31 protein-coding genes are annotated in these 26,420 nt (G+C 67.8%); 8 read left to right on the forward strand and 23 right to left on the reverse strand.

Annotated features, from left to right (window positions below; genetic code table 11):
- Positions 1–46: 46 nt before the first annotated feature.
- Positions 47–748 (reverse strand): lytic transglycosylase domain-containing protein, encoded by a 702-nt coding sequence (locus tag ACRDPN_RS13350; RefSeq protein ID WP_431448866.1) that lies wholly within the window; start codon positions 746–748, stop codon positions 47–49.
- 44 nt (positions 749–792) lie between these two features.
- On the opposite strand from ACRDPN_RS13350, the gene ACRDPN_RS13355 reads away from it, so the two are divergent.
- A complete protein-coding gene (locus ACRDPN_RS13355) occupies positions 793–1,692 on the forward strand; it encodes an NUDIX hydrolase (RefSeq protein WP_431448869.1) in 900 nt (299 codons plus the stop codon).
- A gap of 5 nt (positions 1,693–1,697) precedes the next feature.
- Here the strand turns inward: ACRDPN_RS13355 and ACRDPN_RS13360 are convergent, their stop codons facing one another.
- The 7 genes from ACRDPN_RS13360 to ACRDPN_RS13390 all read right to left on the reverse strand — a co-directional run bounded on the left by ACRDPN_RS13360 (position 1,698) and on the right by ACRDPN_RS13390 (position 7,650).
- Complete coding sequence (locus tag ACRDPN_RS13360) at positions 1,698–2,639, reverse strand: hypothetical protein (RefSeq protein ID WP_431448872.1); 942 nt, start codon at positions 2,637–2,639, stop codon at positions 1,698–1,700.
- Between the two features lie 8 nt (positions 2,640–2,647).
- Positions 2,648–3,721: a hypothetical protein gene (locus ACRDPN_RS13365; protein ID WP_431448875.1), complete on the reverse strand. Its 1,074-nt coding sequence runs from the start codon at positions 3,719–3,721 to the stop codon at positions 2,648–2,650.
- 36 nt (positions 3,722–3,757) lie between these two features.
- Positions 3,758–4,666 carry a co-chaperone YbbN gene (locus ACRDPN_RS13370; RefSeq protein ID WP_431448878.1) on the reverse strand — a complete coding sequence of 303 codons (909 nt, stop codon included), beginning with the start codon at positions 4,664–4,666 and terminating at the stop codon, positions 3,758–3,760.
- A 30-nt stretch (positions 4,667–4,696) separates the two neighbouring features.
- The gene (locus ACRDPN_RS13375) at positions 4,697–5,251 is read right to left on the reverse strand and encodes a PH domain-containing protein (protein WP_431448881.1); all 555 of its coding nucleotides are present in this window, start codon (positions 5,249–5,251) and stop codon (positions 4,697–4,699) included.
- Between the two features lie 22 nt (positions 5,252–5,273).
- A complete protein-coding gene (locus ACRDPN_RS13380; RefSeq protein ID WP_431448884.1) occupies positions 5,274–5,432 on the reverse strand; it encodes a hypothetical protein in 159 nt (52 codons plus the stop codon).
- Positions 5,433–5,516: 84 nt separating this feature from the next.
- Positions 5,517–6,458, reverse strand: a complete 942-nt coding sequence (gene meaB, locus ACRDPN_RS13385) for a methylmalonyl Co-A mutase-associated GTPase MeaB (protein ID WP_431448887.1) — start codon at positions 6,456–6,458, stop codon at positions 5,517–5,519.
- A gap of 4 nt (positions 6,459–6,462) precedes the next feature.
- Positions 6,463–7,650 (reverse strand): acetyl-CoA C-acetyltransferase, encoded by a 1,188-nt coding sequence (locus ACRDPN_RS13390; protein WP_431448890.1) that lies wholly within the window; start codon positions 7,648–7,650, stop codon positions 6,463–6,465.
- Between the two features lie 101 nt (positions 7,651–7,751).
- Here ACRDPN_RS13390 and mce point away from each other — a divergent pair, with 101 nt between their 5' ends.
- Complete coding sequence (gene mce / locus ACRDPN_RS13395; protein ID WP_431448892.1) at positions 7,752–8,192, forward strand: methylmalonyl-CoA epimerase; 441 nt, start codon at positions 7,752–7,754, stop codon at positions 8,190–8,192.
- Between the two features lies 1 nt (position 8,193).
- Here mce and ACRDPN_RS13400 read toward each other — a convergent pair whose 3' ends face one another.
- Positions 8,194–9,018, reverse strand: coding sequence for an alpha/beta fold hydrolase (locus ACRDPN_RS13400; RefSeq protein ID WP_431448894.1), 825 nt, complete (start codon positions 9,016–9,018; stop codon positions 8,194–8,196).
- 136 nt (positions 9,019–9,154) lie between these two features.
- Here ACRDPN_RS13400 and ccrA point away from each other — a divergent pair, with 136 nt between their 5' ends.
- Both ccrA and ACRDPN_RS13410 read left to right on the forward strand, forming a co-directional pair.
- Entirely contained in the window at positions 9,155–10,492 is a 1,338-nt protein-coding gene (gene ccrA, locus ACRDPN_RS13405; protein WP_431448896.1) for a crotonyl-CoA carboxylase/reductase, read from the forward strand.
- A 60-nt stretch (positions 10,493–10,552) separates the two neighbouring features.
- Entirely contained in the window at positions 10,553–11,782 is a 1,230-nt protein-coding gene (locus ACRDPN_RS13410; protein ID WP_431448898.1) for a DivIVA domain-containing protein, read from the forward strand.
- A 3-nt stretch (positions 11,783–11,785) separates the two neighbouring features.
- On the opposite strand, the gene ACRDPN_RS13415 is transcribed toward ACRDPN_RS13410, so the two are convergent.
- The 4 genes from ACRDPN_RS13415 to ACRDPN_RS13430 all read right to left on the reverse strand — a co-directional run bounded on the left by ACRDPN_RS13415 (position 11,786) and on the right by ACRDPN_RS13430 (position 14,487).
- Positions 11,786–12,577 (reverse strand): alpha/beta hydrolase, encoded by a 792-nt coding sequence (locus ACRDPN_RS13415; protein ID WP_431448900.1) that lies wholly within the window; start codon positions 12,575–12,577, stop codon positions 11,786–11,788.
- Positions 12,577–12,846: a hypothetical protein gene (locus tag ACRDPN_RS13420; protein ID WP_431448902.1), complete on the reverse strand. Its 270-nt coding sequence runs from the start codon at positions 12,844–12,846 to the stop codon at positions 12,577–12,579. The genes ACRDPN_RS13415 and ACRDPN_RS13420 overlap by 1 nt, the downstream gene beginning before the upstream one ends.
- Positions 12,847–12,861: 15 nt before the next feature.
- Entirely contained in the window at positions 12,862–13,233 is a 372-nt protein-coding gene (locus tag ACRDPN_RS13425; RefSeq protein ID WP_431448904.1) for a hypothetical protein, read from the reverse strand.
- A gap of 81 nt (positions 13,234–13,314) precedes the next feature.
- On the reverse strand, positions 13,315–14,487 hold the full coding sequence (locus ACRDPN_RS13430; RefSeq protein ID WP_431448906.1) for a 3-hydroxyacyl-CoA dehydrogenase NAD-binding domain-containing protein: 1,173 nt from the start codon (positions 14,485–14,487) through the stop codon (positions 13,315–13,317).
- An 82-nt stretch (positions 14,488–14,569) separates the two neighbouring features.
- On the opposite strand from ACRDPN_RS13430, the gene ACRDPN_RS13435 reads away from it, so the two are divergent.
- Both ACRDPN_RS13435 and nucS read left to right on the forward strand, forming a co-directional pair.
- Positions 14,570–14,977, forward strand: coding sequence for a hypothetical protein (locus tag ACRDPN_RS13435; protein ID WP_431448908.1), 408 nt, complete (start codon positions 14,570–14,572; stop codon positions 14,975–14,977).
- A gap of 1 nt (position 14,978) precedes the next feature.
- Entirely contained in the window at positions 14,979–15,653 is a 675-nt protein-coding gene (gene nucS / locus ACRDPN_RS13440) for an endonuclease NucS (RefSeq protein WP_431448910.1), read from the forward strand.
- On the opposite strand, the gene ACRDPN_RS13445 is transcribed toward nucS, so the two are convergent.
- Positions 15,650–16,066: a hypothetical protein gene (locus tag ACRDPN_RS13445; protein ID WP_431448912.1), complete on the reverse strand. Its 417-nt coding sequence runs from the start codon at positions 16,064–16,066 to the stop codon at positions 15,650–15,652. The genes nucS and ACRDPN_RS13445 overlap by 4 nt on opposite strands.
- A gap of 217 nt (positions 16,067–16,283) precedes the next feature.
- Here ACRDPN_RS13445 and ACRDPN_RS13450 point away from each other — a divergent pair, with 217 nt between their 5' ends.
- Entirely contained in the window at positions 16,284–17,063 is a 780-nt protein-coding gene (locus ACRDPN_RS13450; RefSeq protein WP_431448914.1) for an isocitrate lyase/PEP mutase family protein, read from the forward strand.
- Between the two features lie 10 nt (positions 17,064–17,073).
- On the opposite strand, the gene ACRDPN_RS13455 is transcribed toward ACRDPN_RS13450, so the two are convergent.
- Positions 17,074–19,047: a protein meaA gene (locus ACRDPN_RS13455; RefSeq protein ID WP_431448916.1), complete on the reverse strand. Its 1,974-nt coding sequence runs from the start codon at positions 19,045–19,047 to the stop codon at positions 17,074–17,076.
- Positions 19,048–19,090: 43 nt separating this feature from the next.
- Between ACRDPN_RS13455 and ACRDPN_RS13460 the strand changes: the two genes are divergently transcribed.
- On the forward strand, positions 19,091–19,687 hold the full coding sequence (locus tag ACRDPN_RS13460) for a cob(I)yrinic acid a,c-diamide adenosyltransferase (protein ID WP_431448918.1): 597 nt from the start codon (positions 19,091–19,093) through the stop codon (positions 19,685–19,687).
- Between the two features lie 2 nt (positions 19,688–19,689).
- Here ACRDPN_RS13460 and ACRDPN_RS13465 read toward each other — a convergent pair whose 3' ends face one another.
- From ACRDPN_RS13465 to ACRDPN_RS13500, 8 genes are all read right to left on the reverse strand, one after another.
- Positions 19,690–19,818, reverse strand: coding sequence for a hypothetical protein (locus tag ACRDPN_RS13465; protein ID WP_431448920.1), 129 nt, complete (start codon positions 19,816–19,818; stop codon positions 19,690–19,692).
- Positions 19,819–19,911: 93 nt separating this feature from the next.
- Positions 19,912–20,358 (reverse strand): DUF2550 domain-containing protein, encoded by a 447-nt coding sequence (locus tag ACRDPN_RS13470; protein ID WP_431448922.1) that lies wholly within the window; start codon positions 20,356–20,358, stop codon positions 19,912–19,914.
- 29 nt (positions 20,359–20,387) lie between these two features.
- Positions 20,388–20,765 carry a F0F1 ATP synthase subunit epsilon gene (locus tag ACRDPN_RS13475; RefSeq protein WP_431448924.1) on the reverse strand — a complete coding sequence of 126 codons (378 nt, stop codon included), beginning with the start codon at positions 20,763–20,765 and terminating at the stop codon, positions 20,388–20,390.
- Positions 20,765–22,207: a F0F1 ATP synthase subunit beta gene (gene atpD / locus ACRDPN_RS13480; RefSeq protein ID WP_431448926.1), complete on the reverse strand. Its 1,443-nt coding sequence runs from the start codon at positions 22,205–22,207 to the stop codon at positions 20,765–20,767. Before atpD ends, ACRDPN_RS13475 begins: the two co-directional genes overlap by 1 nt.
- 47 nt (positions 22,208–22,254) lie before the next feature.
- Positions 22,255–23,196 carry a F0F1 ATP synthase subunit gamma gene (locus ACRDPN_RS13485; RefSeq protein WP_431448928.1) on the reverse strand — a complete coding sequence of 314 codons (942 nt, stop codon included), beginning with the start codon at positions 23,194–23,196 and terminating at the stop codon, positions 22,255–22,257.
- A gap of 163 nt (positions 23,197–23,359) precedes the next feature.
- Positions 23,360–25,000: a F0F1 ATP synthase subunit alpha gene (atpA, locus tag ACRDPN_RS13490; protein WP_431448930.1), complete on the reverse strand. Its 1,641-nt coding sequence runs from the start codon at positions 24,998–25,000 to the stop codon at positions 23,360–23,362.
- A 52-nt stretch (positions 25,001–25,052) separates the two neighbouring features.
- A complete protein-coding gene (locus ACRDPN_RS13495) occupies positions 25,053–25,853 on the reverse strand; it encodes a F0F1 ATP synthase subunit delta (RefSeq protein ID WP_431448932.1) in 801 nt (266 codons plus the stop codon).
- The gene (locus ACRDPN_RS13500) at positions 25,853–26,410 is read right to left on the reverse strand and encodes a F0F1 ATP synthase subunit B (RefSeq protein ID WP_431448934.1); all 558 of its coding nucleotides are present in this window, start codon (positions 26,408–26,410) and stop codon (positions 25,853–25,855) included. The genes ACRDPN_RS13495 and ACRDPN_RS13500 overlap by 1 nt, the downstream gene beginning before the upstream one ends.
- Between the last annotated feature and the right edge of the window lie 10 nt (positions 26,411–26,420).

Below are 26,420 nucleotides of genomic sequence, written 5' to 3' on the forward strand. Positions count from 1 at the left end.
AAACCCCGGCTGGCAGGATGTCGGCGTGATCCAAGTCCAGCCTGAGTCACCTCGACTCGGCATACCTCGTGGCCGTGCGGGAGATCGTTCGCGCGTACTCCGCGCTGTTGTTGTAGGTGATCACGGCGCGCACCCACCCGTCGCCGGAATCCAGCGACTTCCCGGCGTCGCAGAGGTAGGCAGCGGCCGCGAGGCTGGCGTCGTCGATGTCCTGGGGATTGTTGCGCCCGTCACGGTCGCCGTCGGCGCCCCAACGGGCCCACGTGGTCGGGATGAACTGCATGGGCCCGACGGCACGATCCCACCGGCGATCGCCGTCCAGCTCACCCCGGTCGGTATCGGTGATCCGCCGCACGCCGTCGCCATCGAGCGGGATGCCGCGGATGTCGGGCCGCGCCACCCCGTCGTCTCCGACACGCGAACCGTTTACCGCACCGTGGACCGACTCCGTCCGGCCGATGCCGGCCAGGGTGTTCCACGACAGACCGCAGTCGGGATCGTCCGAGCCGATCGTCGCCTCCGCGATGGCGTAGGCCCGGAGGGCGCGCGTCGGGATCCTGGTGGCAGCTGCTGTCTCGCGCAGCCAGCGGGCGTCGACGCGGGCATCCTTCACGGGTGCAGACGACGCTGCAACCGGCAGATTGACGTCCGGCAGCGGCGACGGCTGCGGACTCGGCTGCGGCTCAGGACTGCCACACGCAGCGAGCGCAGCCATCGACACGAGCACGACTGCCAGACGACGCGACATGTCGTCCAGTGTGGCTCTGCGGATCAACATCTAGGCTCGGGGCCATGCCCGCCAACCGTCCGTCCATGGTGTGGAACCGCCCGGTGAACCTCACCGATGACGACCTCGTCCTCGAGCCGACCTCCGGTTCTGAGGAGCCCCCCGCCTGGGCGGTCGTCGTCGACGGCGAGCGGGTCGGCACGATCGCCCTGCGCGACGAGGGCGGTCACACCACCTCGGTGCGCTGGAACACGGGCAGCGGCGACCACGCCCTCTGGACCGCCTCGCGGGCCCTTCGACTCGTCGTCGACCATGCCTTCGACGAGCGCGGATTCACCCGTATCGAGGCGCGCGTCCCGGTCGAGCGCATCGACGACATCCGCGCGGCGTCCATCGGCGGCCTGCGTCGCGAGGGCATCGTGCGCGGTGCCGGCGACGATCCCGACCGGGCCCTTCTCGCCAGACTGGCGGGCGATCCCCCGTCCACGAGCCGTGAAGGGTTCATCGCCCTGCTCAACGCCGGCTTGCCGACCAAGCGCATCATCGCCCAGGGTCTGCTGCGCGACGAGAACGGCCGCGTGCTGCTCTGCCGACTCACGTACAAACGCGAATGGGACCTGCCCGGTGGGGTCATCGAGGTCGGCGAGGCTCCTTCCGCCGGGCTCGTCCGGGAGCTCCACGAAGAACTCGGCGTCACGGTGACGGTGGGCGAGCTGCTCACGGTCAACTGGCTGCCGGCGTGGCGCGGCTGGGACGACGCCTGCGTGTTCCTGTTCGACCTCGGACGGGTCGACGCCACGTTTGCCGATCAGATGGACCTCCAGCCCACGGAGATCGTTGGCGTCGAGTGGTGCGACCCCGACGCAGTGCGCGAGCATGCCGCCGCTGCTGCCGTCGAGCTGTTGGCGGCCGTCGGGGCCGGCGACCTCCCGGGCTACCGCGAGGCGCCCCTCGCTCCGGAGTAGGCGCGTCAGTCGGCGTCGGCGCCGACGACACCTCCGTACTGGCCGAGCGCCCGAGGACGCTTCTCGCCACCGGGCAAGTACAGGAGCACCTGGTGGTAGTAGCGCAGCTTGCCGGTGGAGGAGATGCCCTCGGCAAGGAAGGCCTCTTGCGGTGACCCGGCCGGCCACGACACGGTGGACCCGGGTTCCACGGTGTACGTGTCGAGTCGCAGCAGCGTCACGAACACGAGGGCGCCACCGTCGTCGGTCCGCAGCGCGTGCTCGACCTCCTCGGCGGCCCAGTCCTGGGTCACGGAGACGCCTTCGAGCTCGCTGTTGGCATCGAACGCGTCACGCATCTGGCGGATGAAGTCGTCCTGCTCGACCTGTTCGGACGGACTCGTGCTGCCCAGGGCCTGGGCGTACGCCTCGGCGGCCTCCTGCGGTGACATCGCCATCCCGGCGGTGCTCGACGGGTCCACGGCCAGTGCCGACCCATCGCCATCCTTCCGTAGCTCGGGCAGCTGCGTCGAGACCACGGTCTGCGGTGCTGCCACCAGCAGCCAAGGGTCGACGGCGGAGTCGCGCTGGAAGATCTGGACGCGGTTCACCTTGGCCGCGGCATCGTAGGCCGTCGCCATGAACCACAGCGGGTACTTCGAGAACGACGGCGTCTCCACATCGGTGATCACCAGCTGTTGCGACTCCTCGTCCTGCGTGGTCGAGAGGCGCTGGGCGACCTCGAACGACCCGCTGTCGATCGCGAGGACCGGTCCGCTCTCGACGGTGGACAGCGGTTTGGGATCGAGCAGGCCGATCGCGGTGTTCCGAACGGCGCGGTATCGGTCGAAGATCGCGTCCACGTCGGACTCTGCCGCCGCGCGCTTCGACAGCGTCATGTCGCTGCGCTCCGCCGGGATCGCCGTGCACGCCGAGAGCAGCGTCACGGCGAGGACGATTGCGAGCACGCGCCGCATCATTCGTCCCGCCTGTCCGGCTCGGCCGGCTTGTCCGGCTCGTCCACCACCTCAAACTGGTCCAGCTCGTCCTCCGCGACCTCGTGCTCGACCCCGGCCTCATCGACATAGACGTAGACCACCCGTCGCTGGTCGGTCGCAGGGGGCGCTTCTGGCTCCGGCTCGTTCTCGGGCTCGTCGAGCTCAGCGATGATGTCGGCTGCGGTCAGCACTCCGGCCGTGGCGCGTGAACGTGGCGGCTCGGGTTCGGGCTCGGGCTCCAGCCCCGGCTCTTCGCCCTGGACGGCGACCTCGACGACCTCGTACCCGGCGGCCTCCTCGGCGGAGATCTCGTGCTCGACCCCGTCCTCGTCGACGTAGAGGTAGACGACTTCCTCGATCTCCTCGACATCCGATTCCGTCCCGCCATCCTCGAGCTCTTCAGGAGTCCGTCGCCGGGCCACGACCCTGACTCCTTCCTCCTCCACCTCGTCCCAGAATCCCTCGGCGCGACGGATGAGACCGCCGCCCCACACACCGCCGAGGCCCAGCAACAGCAGTCCGAGGCCCTTGGCGAACCCGCCCTTGACGCCGTACGCATAGCTGACCTTCAGGCCCTGGAGGTTGGAGGCGCCGACCGAGAAGATCGCCGCCGAGACCGTCTCGTCCGGGAGCTGGGCGCTGATCCGAGCACCCCCGAGTCCGGCCGAGCTGGCGATCCACCAGTCGAGGGCGGTCGGGGCGCCGGAAAGACCATCTCGGCCCTCCACGTTCCGGACCTTCACCGTCCACGGCGTCGAAAACGACGTGACCTCCAGGCGGCGGGTGCTCTTGACGTAGTTCTCTACGTCGACGCTGTTGCCGAGGCCGACGAACACCGGCTTGTTGACGGGAACCTCGGCGAGGACGTCGACCTGCACGCCCTTCCAGGAGATGACCTTCGGGGCCGTGACGACGGCGATGCCTTCGGTGTCGATCTGGTGGGGGCCGGTGGTGAAACGACTGTCCGGGCCGAGGACGATCATGACGGCGAGGCCGGCGACGGCGCTCAGCACGCCCACGACCGTGACGACCCAGCCCACCTTGCTCCGCACAACCAGACCCTACCCGCGGATGTTCAGAGATTCAGGCTAGAAGAGTGCCGATGCCAGAGCGCGACGAGCACCAGCCACGCGGGGGTCGGCGGCCCCGACCACGGTGAAGAGCTCGAGCAGCCGCTCACGTACACGCTCGCGGTCGTCGCCGTCGAGCCGCTTCACCAGCTCGATGAGCCGGTCGAACGCGTCCTGCACGTGTCCGCCGCTCACGTCGAGATCGGCGACGAGCAGCTGGGCGTCGAGGTCGTCGGGTGCGTCGGCGGCTGCGGCTCGCGCGGCCGTGAGGTCGGCGTCGCGGGTGCGACCCATGAGCTGCACGCCGGCCATCCGTTCGGCGATCTCGGTGTCGCCCGGGTACTGGTTGAGCAGCTTCTCGTACTCAGCCACAGCGGCGTCGATGTCGCCGGCCGCGAACGCCGCATCCGCGGTCGCGAACCGAGGATCGTCGGCAGGTTCCTCCTCGGCCGTCGATGCGTCGTCCTCTGCAGGAGCCGCAGCACGTCCGGTCAGGCCGTTCTGCTCGGCAACGGTGAGGAGCTGGTCGAAGTACTGGCGCACGTCCGCCTCGTCGGCCGTGCCCTGGAACAACGGGACCGGCTGACCCTTCACCAGGCCAACGACGAGCGGGACGCCCTGGGCGCCGAGAGCCTGGGCGATGGCCGGGTTGGCGTCCACGTCGACCTGCGCCAAGGTGAGTCGACCCTCGTAGGAGTGGACGATCTGGCCGAGCAGGGCGTTGAACGACTGGCTCTGCGGTGATCGGGGAGACCAGAGGCTCAGGACGACGACGTGCTCCATGGACGGCTCGAGGGCGTCGGACTGGAAGTTCTGCTCGGTGATGTCGACGACGTACTGCCCAGGGGGCTGCGCCGACGCTTGTGGGGCGCCGCTCGGCTGGGAGAGCGCGGAAAGGTCAACGGCGCCAGGACGCGAGAAGGTCATGTCGCCATTCTATGAACCGTCCCTAGTGCTTCAGCGACCCTCCATCATCTGTCGATCCATGGACGTGCGCGGGCCGCGCAGTCCCGAGCGCTGCACGACCCGCTGGATGGTGAGGTCACGCTGGTCCGGATCGGGGATGAACCGGATCTTGCGCAGACCCTGCGCCTGGGCGGCGGACTCGAAGATGAAGTGCCCGTAGCCGAGAAAGCGTCCGATGAGAGGCTTCTCGACGGTGATGTCGAGGATGCGCGTGATCGGCATGGTGGCGATGCGCACCGAGAAGACGCCGGTCGCCCGGAAGACTCTCATGTTGGTGACCACGAACAGGTCCCGACGCTCGCGCATCGTGATGTACAGCGCGTGCAGGCCGAGTGCGACGCCGAGCAGGATGAACAGCCAGCCGAGCTCGATCGGACCCAGCACGGCCAGCAGCCAGAGCGGAATGATGCCGAGGGCCTCCACGAACGGCTGGGCGTAGACGATCTGGTGATGCCGGACGATGTCGATGACCTCTTCGCCCTCGATGGAGAGGAGGTGGCTGTCGATGTCCTGATCGGGCAGACGGTCGAACAGGAAGCCGATCACGGGTACTCGATCATGGCGTCGCCTAGGTGGCGAGCCGCTCGACGAAGATGCCCACCTGGCCGAACGCTTCGATCACCGCATCGAACGCTCCGGTGACCGCGTCGGCAGCGCCGGCGGGCGCGGTCAGGAGGTAATACACGATGAAACCGATGACGAGCAGACCGAGAACCTTCTTGAACACGCCTTCTGTTCTACCTGATCAGGCCCAGTACGCGCCAAAGGCGCGCCGTCGGGGTGGCGCCAGCGAGACCTAGGGAGACGCGCCCTAGAGATGTTCGACCAGCAAGTCGGCCGCGGCGAACGGATCGGAGCGTCCAGCCAGTACGTCGGCCGCAAGCGTGCCGAGACGGGCGTCCCCGGTGACATCGCCCATCCGCCGATGCAGCGACGCGAGTGCCATCGCCTCGATCTCGCGCCGCACGCGAGCCAGCCGCCGTTGATCGAGCTCACCGCCGGCCAGGTACTCACGATGCCGCTCGATCTCGGTCACGACCTCGGCGACGCCCTCCCCCGTGGTCGCCACCGTCAGCACGATCGGTGCCTTCCAGTCGGACTCGCGCATCGCCACGATGTTGCGCAGCTCGCGCCGCGTCGTGTTGGCGCCTTCGCGATCGGACTTGTTGATGACGAAGATGTCGCCGATCTCGAGGATTCCCGCCTTCGCGGCCTGGATGCCATCCCCTGTGCCGGGCGCGACCAGCACGAGCGTGGTGTCGGCCAGGCCGGCGATCTCGACCTCCGACTGACCGACCCCCACCGTCTCAACGAGGATCACGTCGCACCCGGCGGCGTCGAGCACTCGCAGCGCCTGCGGCGCGGCACCCGCGAGACCGCCCAGATGGCCGCGAGTGGCCATCGACCGGATGTAGACGTCGTCGTCGGTCGCATGCTCCTGCATGCGGACGCGGTCGCCGAGCAGGGCGCCGCCGGAGAACGGCGACGTCGGGTCGACCGCCAGCACCCCGACCCGTCGCTCCTTGGCGCGTAGCGCGGTGACCAGAGCCGACGTCGATGTCGACTTGCCCACACCCGGGGGGCCGGTGAGGCCGACGATGTGGGCCCGGCCAGTGTGCGGCGCGAGCGCAGCACTCACGTCACGCAGAGACGGAGACTCGTCCTCGACGAGCGAGATGAGGCGGGCCACGGCCCTGGCCTCACCCCGCCGGGCGCCGGCGACCAGCTCGCCTACGTTCAGGTCGACGGCCAACCGACTAGGCCGGGACGCGGACGATCAGGGCGTCGCCCTGGCCGCCGCCGCCGCACAACGCTGCCGCACCGACGCCGCCACCGCGACGCTTGAGCTCCAGCGCGAGGTGCAACGCGAGGCGGGCGCCGCTCATGCCGATCGGGTGACCGAGCGCGATGGCACCGCCGTTGACGTTGACGATGTCCTCGCTCACACCGAGCTCGCGAGTCGAGGCGATGCCGACGGCGGCGAAGGCCTCGTTGATCTCGACGAGATCGAGGTCGGAGGGCGAGATGCCCTCCTTCTCGCATGCCTGGGCGATCGCGTTGGCCGGCTGCGACTGCAGCGACGAGTCCGGTCCGGCGACCTGGCCACTGGCGCCGATCTCGGCGAGCCACGTGAGTCCGAGCGACTCGGCCTTCTCCTTGCTCATGACCACGACAGCACACGCGCCGTCGGAGATCTGGCTGGCCGACCCGGCCGTGATGGTGCCCTCCTTGGAGAACGCCGGACGCAGCTTGCCGAGGGACTCTGCGGTGGTGTCGCCGCGGATGCCCTCATCGTCCTTGACGACGATCGCGTCGCCGCGTCGCTGCGGGATCTCGACCGACACGATCTCATCGTCGAACACGCCGTTCTTCTGGGCCTCGGCGGCGAGCTGGTGCGAGCGGGCGCTGAAGGCGTCCTGCTCCTCGCGGGTGAACTTCTGCTTCTCTGCATTGATCGACTCGGTGAGACCACCCATCGCCTGGTCGGTGATGGCGTCCCACAGGCCGTCGGCCTGCATGTGGTCGGTGAGCGCGGTGTCGCCGTACTTGGTGCCCTCGCGGGAGCCGAGCAGCATGTGCGGAGCCCGGGTCATCGACTCCTGGCCGCCCGCGACGATGATCTCGTGCTCACCGGCGCGAATGAGCTGGTCGGCGAGCGCGATGGCGTTGAGGCCGGACAAGCACACCTTGTTGATGGTCAGTGCCGGGACGTTCAGCGGGATGCCGGCCTTGTCGGCCGCCTGACGTGCGGGGATCTGGCCCGCACCCGCCTGGAGCACCTGCCCCATGATCACGTAGTCGACCTGGTCGCCGCTGACGCCGGCCTTCTCGAGCGCGCCCTGGATGGCGTGTCCGCCGAGGTCGGAGCCAGACTGCGACTTCAGGCCGCCGAGCAGACGGCCGATGGGGGTGCGCGCACCGGCGACGATCACGGACTGGGACATGACGGAACACTCCTTCGAAGACTGTGGGGGCCATCGTACTCAGCGGGTTGCCGCACACCCACCCGGAGTGAGCACGGTTACCCCCTTCTACGCTGCTGTGCATGATGAACCAGGTCCCCGAGCACCTCCTCGTCGCGATCGACCACGTGGGCATCGCCGTGCCCGACCTCGACAAGGCACTGGAGTTCTACGCCTCCACGTTCGGTCTTCATTCCGTGCACGAGGAGGTCAACAAGGAGCAGGGTGTCCGCGAGGCGATGCTCGCCGTCGGCGACTCCGGCTCGTGCATCCAACTGCTCGCGCCGCTCAGCGACGACTCCACGATCGCCAAGTTCCTCGACCGCAACGGCCAGGGCATCCAGCAGCTCGCCTACCGGGTCACCGACATCGACGCCGTCTCCGCAACCCTCCGCGAGCGCGGCGTGCGACTGCTTTACGACGACCCGAAGCGCGGCACCTCCGACAGCCGCGTCAACTTCGTCCACCCAAAGGACGCAGGCGGGGTGCTCGTCGAGCTCGTGGAGCCGGCCACGCCGCACTGAATCACGAGCCGGTGACGGCGGACAACCAGCGACGCAGGTCGGTGGCCAAGGCCACGGGTGCGTCGAGCTGTATGAGGTGGCCGGCGTCCGGCACCACGGTGAGTGTGCTCGAGGGCACGGCCTCGTGGAGGCGACGTGCCCGATCGACCGGGATCCAGGTGTCGTCCTCGCCCCACACGATGTGGGTGGGAATGGTGATGCCGTCGAGGAACGGTTCGAGCTCGGCCGTGAAGCGCTCGTCGGCCTGGGCGATCTGACGGTAGAACGCTGCCTGACCCGCGTCGTCCAACCACGGTCCGGCGAGCATGGCCATCTCCTCAGGACGAAGTCCTTGGTGGCTCGCGCCGGAGATGTAGGCCTCGAGCGCTCCCTGGTGCACCGCTGTTGGCTGCTGACCGAAGACGTCCGCGTTCTCCTTGACGAGGGTGAAGAACGGGGAGCCCCAAGGGCGTAGCGCGACCACGTCGACGAGGCACAGCGACGCAAACGTCGCCTGGTGCAGGAGGAGCGTTCGCAGTGACACCGCGCCGCCGTAGTCGTGCGCGATGACGTGGGGTCGCTCGAGCTCCCAATGGCTCACCAGCGCCGCGAACGCCTCGCTCTGAACGCCCAGGTCGACGGCATGATCGGCGTCCTTGGAGGAGGCGCCGTAGCCGGGCATGTCCCAGAGGTACACGGTGAACGTGTCGGCCAGAGCATTGGCGAACGGCTCCCACAACGCCGACGACCAGGGCGTGCCATGGCAGAAGACGACGGCCGGACCCGAGCCACTGCAACCCCAGGCGATCCGTCGTTCACGCCAGGTGAATTGCTGGTCAAGCTGCACGGGGCCATGATGGCAGGGCGCTGGAATGGCAGGGCGCTGGAGGCGGGTCAGGTGAGGTCGGAATCACAACAGGTCTGTGTAGCCGCTGATGTTAACCCCCAGTAACATCGCTGGGACCCCGAACGAAGGACGCCACGTGCAGAACATTCTTGACGCCATCCAGGCCGGCGACACCCCCGACGACGAGTTCGCCGCCATCGAGGTCCCCGAGACCTACAAAGGCATCACCGTCCACAAGGACGAGGCCGAGATGTTCGCGGACATACCGACCAAGGAGAAGGACCCGCGCAAGAGCCTGCACCTCGACGAGGTCCCGGTTCCCGAGCTCGCGCCGGGCGAGGCCCTGGTCGCCGTGATGGCCAGCGCGATCAACTACAACACCGTCTGGACCTCGATCTTCGAACCGGTGCCCACCTTCGGGTTCCTCGAGCGCTACGGGCGCCTGTCTGATTACAGCAAGCGCCACGACCTCCCGTACCACGTGGTCGGCTCCGACCTCGCCGGCGTCGTGCTCCGCACCGGCCCGGGAGTCAACGCCTGGAAGCCCGGTAACGAGGTCGTCGCACACTGCCTGTCGGTCGAGCTGGAGAGCCCCGACGGCCACGACGACACGATGATGGATCCGCAGCAGCGCATCTGGGGCTTCGAGACGAACTTCGGCGGCCTCGCCGAGCTGGCCGTCGTCAAGTCGAACCAGCTCATGCCCAAGCCTGACCACCTCACCTGGGAGGAGGCGGCCAGCCCCGGCCTGGTCAACTCCACCGCCTACCGCCAGCTGGTGTCCAAGAACGGCGCCAACATGAAGCAGGGCGACGTCGTGCTGATCTGGGGCGCATCGGGAGGCCTCGGCTCCTACGCCACCCAGATGGCCCTCAACGGCGGCGCCATCCCGGTGTGCGTCGTCTCCTCGCCCGAGAAGGTCGAGATCGTGCACTCCCTCGGCGCGGAGCACGTCATCGACCGATCGGCCGAGGGCTACAAGTTCTGGAAGGACGAGAACACCCAGGACCCCAAAGAGTGGCAGCGCTTCGGCAAGAGGATCCGCGAGCTCACCGGCGGCGAGGACCCCGACATCGTCTTCGAACACCCGGGCCGAGAGACCTTCGGCGCCTCGGTGTACGTCGCGCGCAAGGGCGGCACGATCATCACCTGCGCGTCGACCTCGGGCTACATGCACGAGTACGACAACCGCTACCTCTGGATGAACCTCAAGCAGATCAAGAGCTCGCACTTCGCCAACTACCGCGAGGCGTGGGAGGCCAACCGACTGATCGACAAGGGCCTCATCCATCCGACGCTTTCGCGCGTGTACCCGTTGGCCGAGACCGGTCAGGCCGCGCTCGATGTCCACCAGAACGCCCACCAAGGCAAGGTCGGCGTCCTCGCGCTGGCCCCGGAGGAGGGCCTCGGCGTGCGGGACGAGGAAAAGCGGGCTGTTCACCTGGAGGCCATCAACCGCTTCCGGGGCGTCTGAACCTGGCCTCAGACGCCGAGTATGGTTGACCCACACCGACCCACCCTGCAGAGGTAACCCATGTCCGAGCAGTCCGGATTGTCCATCTTCGATGCCGCCAAGAACTCGGCGGAAGCCACCTTTCCCCTGGCCCGCCGGGGCGGCTACGACAGCGACGCCGTCGATGCCTGGGTACGCAACCAGGCGAGTGAGCTCAGTGGTGCCGCCGATCGTGTCAAGTCCCTGGAAAACGAGGTCAGCGAGCTCCGCGAGACCGTGAGCCAGTTCAAGGAGCGAGCCGACTCCGTCGACAAGCCGTCGTACACCACCTTGGGTGGTCACGCCGCCCAGCTGCTCCAGCTGGCGGAGCGGGAGGCCGAGGACGTCCGCACGCGTGCCGCCCGCGAGGCCGAGGAATTCGTCAAGAAGGCCGAGGAGGAGGCGAGCCTGCTGCGCACGGCGGCCGCCAAGGACGCCGAGGAGCTGCGCACACGGGCGGTCACCGAGCTCGAGGACAAGCGCCGCAGCCTGCTCGAGGAGGCCGAGGCCAAGAAAGCCGAGGCTACGGCCTATTCCGAGGACCTCCGCGCCCAGGTCGAGCGCGAGGCCTCCCAGGTCCGTCTCGCCGCCGAGCAGGACGTGCAGAACATGCGTCTGGGCGCATCCCGCGAGGTCGAGCAGGCCCGCGCCGCCGCCGACCGCGAGGTCACCGAGGCTCGCCGCGTGCTCGCCGTCGAGAAGGAGCGGCTCGCGCGCGAGGCCTCCGACAACCACGTCGCAGCCAGCGAGCAGACGGCGAAGCTGGTGGGCGACGCCGAGACTCGCGCCGCCGCGGCCGACGAGCGTGCACGTGACCTCATGTCACAGGCCACGAAGTCGCGCGACTCCGCGAGCGCCGAGGCCGCCCGCATCGTCGATAGCGCCAAGACCGAGGCGAGTGCCATCGTCTCCAACGCACATGCCGAGGCCGACCACCTGAGAGCCACCGCCACCACCAGTGTCGAGCGGGAGACACGCAACCTCCGCGCCGAGGTCGAGGACCTCGAGCGTAAGCGTGAAGGCATCCTCAGCCAGATGGGTCAGCTGCGCGACATCGTCGCCTCGTTCGCCCCGAGCACGGTGCTGGAGGACAAGGGCGACGACAAGGCGGCCGCGAACAGGACGGACAAGAAGAAGACGACCAAGGACGCGGTCGAGGAGAAGCCGGTTGCGCGGACCGCTGAGAAGCCGGCACCTGCTGAGACGACGGCAGTGCTGGAGCCTGTCGACGACAAGGACGACGTCTCGGCCAAGCCGTCCTCCAACGACTGACCGTCAGCGGGGCACGTCGGAGAACGCCGCCACCGTTCGATCGCGGTAGGGGGAGGGGTCGGCCCGCTCCATGGGTCCGTCCCACGTGCGCGGCAACGGCGTCGTCACCTGAGGTGCGAGCCGTGCCGTGATCTCGTCAAGGGCCCGCTCGGCATCACCGACCCACAGGTGCTTGGCGCCGTCGACACCGATCACCTCGGCCTGGGGGATCGCCGCGAAGCGGTCACGCGCATCACCAGGTTGCAGATAGTCGTCCAGCTCGGGCACGAGAGCCGTCACCGGTTTGCCGGACTCGGCCCAAGCGGCCAGGTGCTCGTCGGCGGAGAACCGCAGTGGCGGCGACAACAGCACCAGACCCTCGACGGCCGGGTCGAGTCCGTGCATGAGCGCCAGGTCGGTGCCGAAGGACCAGCCGACCAACCAGATATGCGGGAGGTCGGCGAACTCGGCATACTCGATGGCCGCGGCGACGTCGTACTTCTCCGCTCCCCCGTTGTCGAACTCTCCTCCGCTGGTGCCCTGGACACTCGACGTTCCGCGGGTGTTGAACCGCAGGACCGCAATGCCGGCCAGCGCCGGGAGCCGGTAGGCCGCCTTGCGAAACAGCTGACTGTCCATCATCCCGCCGTGGGTCGGCAGCGGGTGCAGGCAGATCATGGTGGCCACCGGGTCGCGGTCGGCGGGCAGGGCCAGCTCGCCCACGAGGTCGACGCCGTCGGCGGTCTGCAACGTCAGTGGCTCGCGACGCGCGGGAAGGATGGAGTTGCCCCGGATGGCCTGGTCGGCGTCAGTCATCAGTGCTTCCTCGCCCAGCAGGCTGTGTGCCAGTGCCTGCGCTCGTCGATGGGATCGGCGCTGAGCAGCGACTTCTCAACCGGCCAGGCGACCGTGTGGGGAGTGGCCGGCGTGATGGCCTGCAGGCAGCCGGGACAGGTGTAGGTCTTCGTGGACGTCGCGCCGGTGATGGGCCGGACGTACCACTGACCGTCGCGCTTGTCGACGATCCGCTCGGCTGTCGGGCGCAGATGACGCTGCGCGGGATGGACTGCACGGCGACGAGGCATGCCTCGATCCTACGTTTACCCCGGTGGAAGGCAGTACTGACGGACCCATCCTGCGCTGTTCGACGACGCCTCGAGCGCGGCGGCGAAGTCGATCACCTCGACGTCGTCGTTGTTCCACTCGAAGACGATGGTGTCGGTGAGTGCCGGCTTGGAACGGCAGTTCAGGCCCCGGTCCTCGAGCTCGGTCACCGTGCGGACAACGACGGCCGAGAGCTCGCATCCATCGCCCCGGCACTCGCTCGCCTGGACGACCTCACGCGTCGTCTGGCCGATATGTGCGGCGAGGAGCTCGACCGTGAGGAGCATCGGCAGAACGGCTGCCAAGAACGTGATGACGGCGATCCGCACGTAGCGGCTGCTGGCCACCACGGTGTCGGTTCGGGTCATGTGCTGTTGCTCCTGTCATGCTCCCTCTCGCATGATAACGAGGCCGGAACCCTGGGGTTACCGGAATCGTCGGGATCCAGCTCAGTACGTGTGGAAGCCTTCGCCGGTCTTGCGACCGAGTTTTTCCTCATCGACAAGCCGGACGAGAGTCGGTGCGGGCTCCCATCCGGCGTGCCCGAACACCCCCACCAGGGTCTGCTGGATGGCCAGCGAGACGTCGTTGCCCACGACGTCGAGCAGCTCGAACGGGCCCATCGGGAGCTTGGTCTGCTTCATGGCCGTGTCGATCTCGTCGAGGGAGTCGCTGCCAGCCTCGTACAGCCTGACGGCGTCGTTGAGGTACGGGAACAGCAGGGCGTTGACGATGAAGCCGGCGCGGTCGGTGCACGAGACCGGATGCTTGCCGACCTTGCCACTGAGCGCCTTCGCCGTCTCGGCGACCTCGGGACTCGTGGTCGGCGCGGAAACCACCTCGACCAGCTTCATGATCGGCGCCGGGTTGAAGAAGTGAAGGCCCACGACGTCCTCGGGACGGCTGGTGACAGCAGCGAGCTCGGAGATCGACAAGGACGACGTGGTCGTCGCGAGGATGGCGCCGGGCTTGGCGATGCGGTCGAGGTCGGTGAACAACTCGCACTTGACGTCCATGTCCTCGGCGATGGCCTCGACGACGATGTCGACGTCGGCCAGCGACTCCCTGCTGATGGCGCCGGTCAGCCGCCCGAGCACGGCCTCCTTGGCGTCGTCGTCGAGCTTTCCCTTGGCGATGGCCTTGTCGAGGTTCTTGGTGATGAGGGCGACGACCCCATCGACCTTCTCATCGGATCGACCGACGAACACGACGTCGTGGCCGGCCTTGGCGAACACCTCGACGATGCCGGCGGCCATGGTGCCGGTGCCCACGACCCCGACCGTGGAGATCTCGTGCCGCAGCTGCGGCACCGCGGCGTCATCGGACGACGGAGCGACAGCCAGCTCGCCGAGAACCGGCGCGGGAGCGTGCAAGGGATCACCGGTGTCCGCGTGCAGCTTCTCCAGCCCGGAGATCACGACGTCGGGCCCGAGCGCCTCGATGAGTGCGAGGGGCCCGATCGGGTAGCCACATCCGAAGCGCATCGCGGCGTCGATGTCGTCGCGGGTGGCGTACTCGCTGGCATACATCGTGGCGGCGTGGTTCAGGTACGGGAGCAAAAGGATACGAGCGATCTCGGCCCCCCGATCCGTCCCGAAAAATCGGTCCACGATCTCCTGCATGCCTTAACTCCTTGGGGTGGGGGGTCGTGACACACTATCGTCACAGCGTCACTGTCGACATCGGGAGATCCGTGAAATGCGTATGAGGATCGCCACAGCGGCTGCCCTGCTGGTCGCTCTCGCGGGCTGCGGCACTAACGGCGAAAGCTCTGACGAAGCCACGTCGTCGCCCTCCGAAACCGCAGGCCCGTCGAAGGGCGCCTCCGCCTCGGCCCCGGTCACGAGCGGTGTGCCCGAGCAGGCATCGGACCTGGTCGGCGACTGGGAGGACCCGGACGCGAAGTGGACGGTCCACTTCCGCGCCGACGGCACGTTCGTCGAGGACTTCGAGGACGTCGAGAACTTCCGGGTCGGCAAGTACACGCTCGACGGTGGCACAGTCGCGCTCGAGGGCGACGACGGCAACACCGACGAGGGCGCCGTCGAGGACGAGACCTTGGTCTTCAACCTCGGAACGCTCGAGCGGGTCCCCTCTTCGTCGGGACAGTAGGTTGCGGCTCGTCGTCGCGCGGTGTCAGGTCGACTACGCCGGTCGCCTGACCGCCCACCTTCCCCTGGCCACCCGCGTCATCATGGTCAAGGCCGACGGTTCGGTACTGGTCCACTCCGACGGTGGCTCGTACAAGCCGCTCAACTGGATGAGTCCTCCGTGCACCTTGCGCGAGGAAACCATCAACGGCGTCACCGAATGGACGGTGTCGGCCACGAAGTCCGACGACACGCTGCGCATCCGGCTTGACGAGGTGATGCACGACTCGGCCCACGAGCTGGGTGTCGATCCCGGTCTGCAGAAGGACGGCGTCGAGAAGCACCTGCAGGAGCTGCTCGCCGAGCACACGACCAAGCTGGGGGTCGGCATGCGCCTCGTGCGCCGCGAATACATGACCGCCATCGGTCCGGTCGACCTGCTCTGCAAGGACGCGTCTGGCGGCTCGGTCGCCGTGGAGATCAAGCGTCGCGGCGAGATCGACGGCGTCGAGCAGCTGACCCGCTACCTCGACCTGATGAATCGCGACCCGCTGCTGGCGCCGGTGCGGGGCATGTTCGCGGCCCAGGAGATCAAGCCGCAGGCGCGCACGCTGGCCAAGGACCGGGGTATCGAGTGCGTCGTCGTCAACTACGACGAGCTGCGCGGCATCGACGATCCGAGCCTGAGGTTGTTCTAGGTCGTGAGGCCGAGGGCCTTCAGGACCGGCTTGATCTGGTTCCACCGGGCGATCTCGCAGCCGTTCTCCTGGTTGAAGATCGCGGAGACGGGCTCGTCCTGATAGGAACCCGTCACGGTAGCCGTGCGAGGACCGCCGTAGATGGCCGTGCAGGCCTCGTCGAGGGGAACGGGTTCGAACACTGCGGGCGCAACGACGTCGAGGGCAGCACAGATGTCTCTCTCCTTGGCCGTCTCGCCCGGGCAGGTCAACGTCCCGGTGCGCGCCTTGGCGTTCTCGTCGGCCTGCACGCTCATCTCGAGCTTGACGGTTACGTCGGCCGGTTCGTCCGACGCACAGGCAGTCATCGTGATGGCTAGGACACCCAGCACGACCGCCGAGACATGACGCGCGCCGATGGTTGTCCCCTGCATACGCTGAGCCTATCCGTCGGTCTTGACAGTGACGGGTCCTAGGGTGTGCCTCCCCTTCGGGTTCGGATCAGGGAGCGGTGCGGCGGACCCGAATCCGGCAAGGCGGAGGAGGGAGGCGCACCGGGGTTGTGCGGCGACCGACGAGAACGCCGCCGGTCGGGATTCGCCGTGCCGCGAGCCCGGACCGGAAGGGGAGGTACGCCCTAGGGTGGCCCGTGTGCCGACGACCCAGGACAAGGCCGCCACCCTGCGCCGCCTCCATGCCCCTCCCGCCATGCTCCGCCTCGTCAATGTCTGGGACGTCACCAGCGCACGCGTGGTGGCCAACGTGCCCGGAGTCCAGGCGCTTGCGACCGCCAGCCACTCGATCGCCGCGTCGCTCGGCTTCGAGGACGGCGAACACATCAGTCGAGGCGCCATGCTCGACGTCGTCCAGCGGGTTGTGGCCGCAACCGAACTTCCTGTCACGGCCGATCTCGAAGCCGGCTACGGCGACCCGGCCGAGACCACGCGGCACGCGATCGGCGTCGGAGCGGTGGGCATGAATCTCGAGGACCGGATGGATCCGCTGCCCGAGGCCGTCGCCGCGGTCGAGGCTGTCATCAAAGCCGCAGTAGACGAGGGCCTGTCCGACTTCGTCCTCAACGCCCGCACCGATGCGTTCCTGCTCGCCGGCGACCGTCCGCGCGCGGACGTCCTCGGCGACGCCGTGCAGCGGGGTCAGGCGTTCCTTGACGTCGGGGCACCGGTGGTCTTTGTCCCGGGCGGAGTCAGCGAGCACGAGACCACCACGCTCGTCGACGCGTTCGGACCCGGCCGGCTGTCGCTGCTCGCCGTCCCCGGCGGCGTCCAGCCGGCGCGCATGGCCGAGCTAGGTGTCGCCCGCGTCTCGTTCGGCCCGTTCAGCCAGTCGGTCGCGCTGATGGCTCTGCAGGACCTCGCAACGTCGGTCGCGGGTGGCGGCGGCCTGCCGGCCGACTTCCGCAGCTTGTCCTGACGTTCTAGGTCTAAGACAGATCGTTGGCCTTGCGGATCTCCTCGACGATCCGCGCCATGATGTCGGTCATGCCGAAGTCCTTTGGCGTGAACACGGCGGCGATGCCCTGGCTCTCCAGAGCCCGCGCATCGGAGTCGGGGATGATGCCGCCCACGATGACCGGCACGTCGCCCATCCCCGCCTCGGCCAGGCCCTTCTGCACCTCCGGCACGAGCTCCATGTGGGACCCGGACAGAATCGACAGCCCGACACAGTGGACGTCCTCGGCCACGGCCGCGGCGACGATCTGCGCCGCCGTGAGCCGGATGCCCTGGTAGATGACCTCGAAGCCGGCATCGCGGGCGCGGACCGCGATCTGCTCGGCGCCGTTGGAGTGACCGTCAAGGCCCGGCTTGCCGACCAGGAAACGAAGCCGGGTGCCCAGTTCCTTTCCGGTGGCGGCAACCCGCTCGCGCACTGCCGTGAGCTCCTTGCCGGCCTCGGCGACGCCGACACCGCCGGTGATGCCGGTAGGTGCGCGGTACTCCCCGAACACCTCCCGCAGCGCGCCGGCCCACTCACCGACCGTGGCGCCGGCTCGTACGCAGTCGAGCGTCGCCTCCATCAGGTTGGTGTCAGTCTTCGCCTCGGACTGCAGCCGCTTCAGCGCCTTGTCGACGGCTGGCTGGTCCCGCTCCGAGCGCCACGTCTCGATGTCGGCGATCGCCGCCCGCTCCGCCTCGGGGTCAGGCGCTTGGATGGCGGTGTCGAGGTCGGACGTCAGCGGAGACGGTTCAGTTTCCGTATAGGAGTTCACGCCGATGACCTTCATCTCGCCGGCCTCGATGCGGGCCCGGCGCTCCGAGTGCGAGGCGACCAGCTCTCCCTTCATGTAGCCCGACTCGACCGCCGCCACCGCTCCGCCCATCGCCTGCACGCGGTCGATCTCGGCCTTCGCGCCCTCGACCAGCTCGGCGACCTTGGCCTCGATGACGTGGGAGCCCTCGAAGATGTCGTCGTACTCGAGCAGGTCGGACTCGAAGGCCAGGACCTGCTGCAGGCGGAGCGACCACTGCTGGTCCCACGGGCGCGGCAGACCCAACGCCTCGTTCCAGGCGGGCAGCTGCACGGCTCGGGCACGCGCGTTCTTGCTCAGCGTGACACCGAGCATCTCCAGCACGATGCGCTGGACGTTGTTCTCGGGCTGGGCCTCGGTGAGGCCGAGCGAGTTGACCTGCACGCCGTAGCGCAGACGACGCATCTTGGGGTCCTCGACGCCGTAGCGCTCCCGGGTGATCTCGTCCCACAGTTGCGCGAACGCCCGCATCTTGCAGGTCTCCTCGATGAACCGCACGCCGGCGTTGACGAAGAACGAGATGCGACCGACCACGTGCTCGAACTCGTCCTCGGGCACCTGGCCGGAGTCCCGGACAGCGTCGAGGACGGCGATCGCGGTGCACAGTGCGTAGGCGAGCTCCTGCGTGGGCGTCGCGCCCGCCTCCTGCAGGTGGTAGCTGCAGATGTTCAAGGGGTTCCACTTGGGGATCTCCTTGACCGTGTAGGCGATCATGTCCGTCGTGAGGCGCAGCGACGCCTCCGGGGGGAACACGTACGTACCGCGCGACAGGTACTCCTTGATGATGTCGTTCTGCGTCGTCCCCGACAGGCTCGACGGCGGAGCACCCTGCTCCTCGGCTGCGACCTCGTACATCGCGAGCAGCCACATCGCGGTGGCGTTGATGGTCATCGAGGTGTTCATCGTGTCGAGCGGGATGTCCTGGAACAACCGGCGCATGGCGCCCAGATGGGGAATCGGGACACCGACCTTGCCGACCTCTCCCTTGGAGAGCACGTGGTCGGGGTCGTAGCCGGTTTGGGTGGGAAGGTCGAACGCGACGGAGAGCCCGGTCTGACCCTTCTCGAGGTTGCGGCGGTACAAGGCGTTCGACTCGGCGGCGGAGCTGTGTCCGGCGTACGTGCGCATCACCCAGGGCTTGTCAGGCATAGCGGCCAGATTACCCGCCTCAGCGCCGCCTAGACTCGCCACTATGGTCAACCTCACCCGCATATACACACGTACGGGCGACGACGGCACGACGAATCTCGGCGACATGAGCACGACGTCGAAGCTGGATCTCCGGATCGGCGCCTACGCCGACGTCGACGAGGCGAACAGCCATCTCGGCGTCGCGCTTGCGCTCGGTACCCTGCCCGACGACGTCGTGGGCGTGCTCACGCACGTGCAGAACGACCTGTTCGACGTGGGCGCCGACCTGTCGTGCCCCGTGGTTGAGGACCCGAAGTACCCACCCTTGCGGGTGGAGCCCGACTACATCGAGCGGCTCGAGGGTTGGTGCGACCATTACAACGAGTCACTGACGAAGCTGCGGTCGTTCATCCTGCCCGGAGGGACTCAGGCTGCGGCCGAGCTGCACGTGGCCCGCACGGTGACACGTCGCGCGGAGCGGTCGGCCTGGGCCGCACTCGACGAGTACGGCGACACCATGAATGTGCTGACGGCGAAGTACCTCAACCGGCTCAGTGATCTGTTATTCATCCTCGCGCGGTATGCGAACCGCGAGGACGGGGACGTGCTGTGGGTACCCGGCGGTGAAAGGTCAGCGCCGGTCGAGTCGGACGGGTGACGTCACTCCCAGTCGATGTCCACGTGGTAGTAGGTGGCGGCGTTGGCGGAGTGCGCGGAGGCTGCTGGGGCAACCACACCGAGCGCAGTGACGACAGATACGAACGCGGCGACTGCAATGCGCTTGATCACGATGAACTCCAATTCCCAGGGGCGTCAACGTGACCCCCCGACCGGGCCCGATTCTTCCTTGCCTGAGGGTTCTGCGTCAATCTTTCAGGATTCTCAGAGCACGTTGTTGACGCTGTGACCTGGCGGCGATGAATGAAGCCACGCGAGAAGACCGGTCAGCGCGCTCGGGCTCATGGCCATCTGCCGCACACCAGACGGGTGGCGCACCGTGACGATCACGTGTCCGGTGTGCACGGAGTAGACCTCCGGTCCGAGCGGATCACGCCTCCCATCGATCGCGATGTCGCCGCGAACGAACCGGTAGCGCGGCCACCACGCGAACGAGAAGGTGCGGTACCACTCGAGGGTGTTGCCTCGAAAGGCGCCGACCCCGAGCGTCCATCCCTTGGAGGTCGCCTCGTCGCGACGATTGATGCTGAGGTCGAACGTGCCACCCCTCCGGGCGACCAGTCGTCTACGGACGACAAGCGCCAGCACCAGGAGTGCGGCGAGAACGACGATGAGCGCGAGGGAGTCGACGAGCCACAGCCAGATCGGCACTGAGGTGTCCTCCCTTCGCTCTCAACGAGTCAGGACGTCTTCTCCGCGGCGCGTACCTTGGCCTCGGCGCGCTGCAGAGCCAGCGAGTCGTCCTCACCCTGAAGCTTCTCGACCTCGGCCCGCGCGGCGTCCACGTCGATCTCGTCAGCGAGGAAGGCGTCCTCGGAGAGGATCGACACCCGATCGTTGGCGATGGACAGGAACCCGTCCTCGACCGCCGCCCGCACCTGCTCGCCGTCGGTGGTGGTGATCTCGACGACGCTCGGCAGCAGGATCGACAGGACCGGCGCGTGGCCGGGCAAGGCCCCGAGGTCGCCCTCGGCGGTCCTGGCGATGATCATCGTCGCCTCGCCCGACCAGACCACCCGGTCGGCGGCCACGAGCTCGACCTGCAGCGGGTCTGACATCAGAGGCCCTTCTGGATCTCGTCCCACTTCTTGTCGACGTCGTCGAGACCGCCGCACATGAAGAAGGCCTGCTCGGCCACGTGATCGTACTCGCCGTCACAGATCTTGGTGAAGGCGTCGACGGTCTCGTCGATCGGGACGGTCGAGCCCTCCAGACCGGTGAACTGCTTGGCCACGTAGGTGTTCTGGGACAGGAAGCGCTGCAGACGACGCGCGCGGGACACGATCGTCTTGTCTTCCTCGCTGAGCTCGTCGACACCGAGGATCGCGATGATGTCCTGCAGCTCCTTGTTGCGCTGCAGGATCCCCTTCACCCGGTTGGCCGTGGTGTAGTGGTCGTCGCCGATGTAGCGCGGGTCGAGGATGCGCGAGGTCGACGTCAGCGGGTCCACGGCCGGGTAGATGCCCAGTGAGGCGATCTCACGGCTCAGCTCGGTGGTCGCATCGAGGTGCGCGAACGTGGTGGCCGGAGCCGGATCGGTGTAGTCGTCGGCCGGCACGTAGATGGCCTGGAGCGACGTGATCGAGTGACCACGCGTTGACGTGATGCGCTCCTGCAGCACGCCCATCTCGTCGGCCAGCGTCGGCTGGTATCCCACGGCCGAAGGCATGCGGCCCAGCAGCGTCGAGACCTCCGAGCCGGCCTGCGTGAACCGGAAGATGTTGTCGATGAACAGCAGCACGTCCTGCTTCTGGACGTCGCGGAAGTACTCGGCCATCGTCAGGGCCGACAGCGCCACGCGCAGGCGCGCTCCCGGCGGCTCGTCCATCTGGCCGAAGACGAGCGCGGTCTGACCGAGCACGCCGGCCTCGTCCATCTCGGTGATGAGGTCGTTGCCCTCGCGGGTGCGCTCGCCGACTCCGGCGAACACCGACACACCACCGTGGTCCTTGGCGACGCGGGCGATCATCTCCTGGATGAGCACGGTCTTGCCCACACCGGCGCCACCGAACAGACCGATCTTGCCGCCCAGCACGTAGGGGGTGAGAAGGTCGATGACCTTGATTCCGGTCTCGAACATCTCGGTCTTGGCCTCGAGCTGGTCGAACGCCGGGGCCTTGCGGTGGATGCCCCAGCGCTCCTCGACCTCGAAGGTCTCGTCCTCCTCGAGGTTGAGCACCTCGCCGGTGGTGTTGAACACCTTGCCGAGCGTCTGGTCGCCCACGGGGACGCTGATCGGCCCTCCGAGGTCGATGACGGTGGTGCCACGCACGACGCCGTCGGTGGGCCGCAGGCTGATGGCACGGACCATGCCGTCACCGATGTGCTGCGCCACCTCGAGGGTCAAGGTCTCCGTCTCACCCGCGATCTCGACGTCGACGGTCAGCGCGTTGTAGATGTCGGGCATCGCGTCGCTGGGGAACTCGATATCGAGCACCGGCCCGATCACGCGGGCCACGCGGCCGGTGGTGGTCTGCTTCTCTTCGGTGGTGGCAGTCATGTCTCTCACTCACTCAGTGCTATTCGGACTGGGCTATTCGTACGGGGCTATTCGGATTGGGCTTTGGCGTCGGCGAGCGCGTTGGCGCCACCCACGATCTCGCTGATCTCCTGGGTGATGCCGGCCTGACGGGCCTGGTTGGCGACGCGGGTGTACTTCTCGATGAGGTCCTGGGCGTTGTCGGTGGCGGACTTCATCGCCTTTTGGCGGGCCGCCAGCTCGGAGGCGGCCGCCTGCAGGAGGCAGTAGTAGATACGGCTGTTGACGTACTTGGGCAGCAGCGCGTCCAGCACCTCGGTCTCCGAGGGCTCGAACTCATACAGAGGGAGCACCTCGTCAGGGTCGGGCTCCTCGGTTCCCTCGACGACCTCGAGCGGAAGGAGCCGGATGACGTCGGGCTCCTGGGTGAGCATCGACCTGAACCGGGTGAACACGATGTGCAGCTCGTCGACCGCCCGCTCCTGGTCGGCGGTGCCGCCCTCGACCGGTTCGTCGAGGCCGGCGTTGAAGGCCGCCACGAGCATGTCGCCCATCTCGCGGGCGTTGGCGTACTCGGGCCGGTCGGAGAAACCGCTCCAGGACGTGACGTAGTCGCGCTGGCGGAACCTGAAGTAACCCTCCGCCTTGCGGCCGGCCAGGTAGTACTCCACCTCCTTGCCCTCGGAGTGCAGCTTCTCGGCGAGACGCTCCGACTCCTTGAGCACGCTCGAGGAGTACGCCCCCGCCAGGCCACGGTCGCTGGAGATGACCAGGACCGCCGCCTTCTTGGGATCGTCCTTCTCGGTGGTCAGCGGATGATCGACGTCCGCGAACGTGGCCACCGCCGACACGGCCCGGGTCAGCTCGCGGGCGTACGGCTCCGCCGCCGCCGCGTGCTGCTGAGCCTTGATGATGCGGGACGCAGCGATCAGCTCCATGGCGCGCGTGATCTTCTTCATCGACTGCGTCGACTTGATCTTGGCGCGGTACTCGCGCAGGGAGACGGCCACTCAGTGATCACCACCGAGAGCGACGTGGATGCCAGCGGCGTTCAGGTGCGTGCATCGCAAGGCGGACGAGGGAGCTGGGCTGGACGCCCTGCGACCGAGGACAACGCCGCGAGGCGCGTGCCTGGGCGCCGGTGGCGCCTCGTAGTTCTCGGTGGTGGTCACTTCAGCCCCGCTTCTGCTTGACGATCTGCTCCTGCTCGACGTCCTCGTCCTCGAGGGCGTCGAACTCTTCGTGACCAGCCTTGATGCGCTCGCCCTCGCTCGTCTCGAACTGGTTGAGGAAGGACTTGTAGGCATCCTCGAGGGCGTTCTCGTTGTCGTCCTCGAACTTCCCGGACTCGCGGATGGCGTCGAAGATGCCCTCGTGCTGGAACTTGACGTACTCGAGGAACTCCTGCTCGAACCGGCTGACGTCCTGCACCGGGACAGGGTCGAACTTGCCGCTGGTGGCCGCCCAGATGGAGACGACCTGCTGCTCGACCGGGAACGGCTTGTACTGACCCTGCTTGAACACCTCCATGAGGCGCTGGCCACGGGCGAGCTGGGCCTTGGACGCGGCGTCGAGGTCGGAGGCGAACATGGCGAACGCCTCCATCGCGCGGTACTGCGCGAGCTCGACCTTGAGCGATCCGGTGACGGACTTCATCGACTTGGTCATCGCGTTACCGCCCACGCGCGAGACCGAGATGCCGACGTCGACGGCCGGGCGCTGGTTGGCGTTGAAGAGGTCGGACTGCAGGAAGATCTGACCGTCGGTGATCGAGATGACGTTGGTCGGGATGTAGGCCGACACGTCGTTGGCCTTCGTCTCCACGATCGGTAGGCCCGTCATCGAGCCTGCGCCGAGGTCGTCGCTGAGCTTGGCGCAACGCTCGAGCAACCTGCTGTGCAGGTAGAAGACGTCGCCGGGGTAGGCCTCGCGGCCCGGTGGGCGGCGGAGCAGGAGTGACACGGCACGGTAGGCCTCGGCCTGCTTCGACAGGTCGTCGAAGATGATCAGGACGTGCTTGCCCTGGTACATCCAGTGCTGGCCGATGGCCGAGCCGGTGTACGGCGCGAGGTACTTGAAGCCCGCGGAGTCGGACGCGGGAGCCGCGACGATCGTGGTGTACTCCAGCGCGCCGGCCTCCTCGAGGGCACCGCGTACGGCGGCGATGGTCGAGCCCTTCTGGCCGATGCCGACGTAGATGCATCGGACCTGCTTCGCAGGATCGCCGGTGTCCCAGTACTCCTTCTGGTTGATGATCGTGTCGGTCGCGATCGCGGTCTTGCCGGTCTGGCGGTCGCCGATGATCAGCTGGCGCTGGCCGCGGCCGATCGGCGTCAGCGAGTCGATCGCCTTGATGCCGGTCTGCAGGGGCTCGTGCACGCTCTTGCGGTTGATGACGCTGGGCGCCTGCAGCTCGAGGGCGCGACGCTCCTCGGACTTGATCTCGCCGAGCCCGTCGATCGGGTTGCCCAGCGGATCGCAGACGCGGCCGAGGTAGGCGTCGCCCACGGGCACCGACAGCACCTCGCCGGTGCGGCGGACCGTCTGGCCCTCCTCGATGCCGGAGAACTCGCCGAGGATGACCACGCCGATGTCGCGGACGTCGAGGTTCAGTGCGAGGCCGAGCGTGCCGTCCTCGAACTCGAGGAGCTCGTTGGCCATCGCCGAGGGCAGCCCCTCGACGTGGGCGATGCCGTCGCCCGCGTCCGAGACGTGGCCGACCTCTTCGGTCGAGGTCGCGCTCGGCTTGTAGTCGGCCACGAACGCCTGCAGCGCGTCACGGATCTCGTCCGGACTGATCGTGAGTTCCGCCATGTGTTCTGCCTGCCTTCTGTGTCGTTCGTATCAGTGGTGTCTGTGGTGCGGGTCAGCCCGCAAGCTCTCGTCGGGCGTCCTCGAGGCGGCCGGAGACCGTGCCGTCGATGACGTCGTCGTTGATGGCGACACGGAGACCACCGACGATCGTCGGGTCGACGATGACGTTGAGGTGGACCTCCCTGCCGTACCTCTCGGTGAGTGCAGCCGCCAGTCGGTCGAGCTCGGCAGCGCCGAGCTCGTAGGCGCTGCGCACCTCGGCCAGCAGGCGCCGGCGTCGGGCCGCGACCTCGTCGGCGAACCCGGCCAGCACGGCGTCGAACGATCCGGTACGCGTCGCGCCGGCCTGCTGGATGAGCGCGAGGGCCGCCGTTGAGACCTTGCCGCCGAAGATCGAGTCGATGAGCGTGCGCTTGTGATCGGCGGCGATCGTGCGATCGCCGAGCACGCCGCGCAGCTCGCGGGCGTCGTCGATGATGCGCTGGGCCTCGAAGAGCTCGTTCTCGAGGGTGTCGAGCGAGCCGTCGCGATCGGCCGCGGCAACGTGCGCGGCCAGCCCGGCGACCTCGAGGGCGTCGGGAAGGTCCCGCCCGGACGCCCAGCGATGCTGGGCGGCGACGTCGACGACGCCGAGGGTTGCGACATCGATCTTGTCGCCGAACACCGCGGCGGCCAGACCGGAGCGGGCGTCGGCCTCGGTGGCCGGGTCGGTGAGGACGCGGCGCACCGATGGCGTGACGTCGAGTGCGGCGGCGACGGAGAACAACTCGTCGCCGACCGTGCTCAGGGTTCCCGAGGACCGCTCGACGGCGTCGAGCACCTCCGTGAGCGAACCGGCCGAGGCTCCCCGCATCAGCTGCCCTTCTTGTTCTTCGTGTCGGACTCGTCCTCGAGCTCGGCGATGAACCGCTCGACCGATCGCTTCTGACGCTCGTCGTCATCGAGGGACTCCCCGACGATGCGGCCGGCCAGCGTGGTGGCGATGGTGCCGACCTCGCCTTTCAGCTGTGACAACGCCTGCGCACGGTCGACCTCGATCTGCGCGTGTGCGTTCGACGTGACGCGCTCGGCCTCGATCTGGGCCTGCTCACGATGCTGGGCGATGATCTGCGCGCCCTGCTCGCGAGCCTCCTCACGGATCCGTGAGGCATCGGCCCGCGCGTCGGCCATCTGCGCCTTCAGCTCGGACTCGGTGTTCTCGGCATCGGCCTTCGCCTGGGCGGCCTCGTCGAACTGCGCCTTGATCTTCTCCTGGCGCTCGGTCATCGCTTTGTTGATCGGCGGCAGGACGTATTTCCACATCACCCACATGATGATCGCGAACGAGATGAGCTCGAAGACGAACGTCATGTTGGGTACGAGGAAGTTGCTCTCGCCACCGCCTTCCTCGGCAGTGACGTATTGGATCACGTGACTCACG

Source organism: Aeromicrobium sp., assembly GCF_050700635.1.
In the GTDB taxonomy this organism is placed as follows: Bacteria; Actinomycetota; Actinomycetes; order Propionibacteriales; family Nocardioidaceae; genus Aeromicrobium.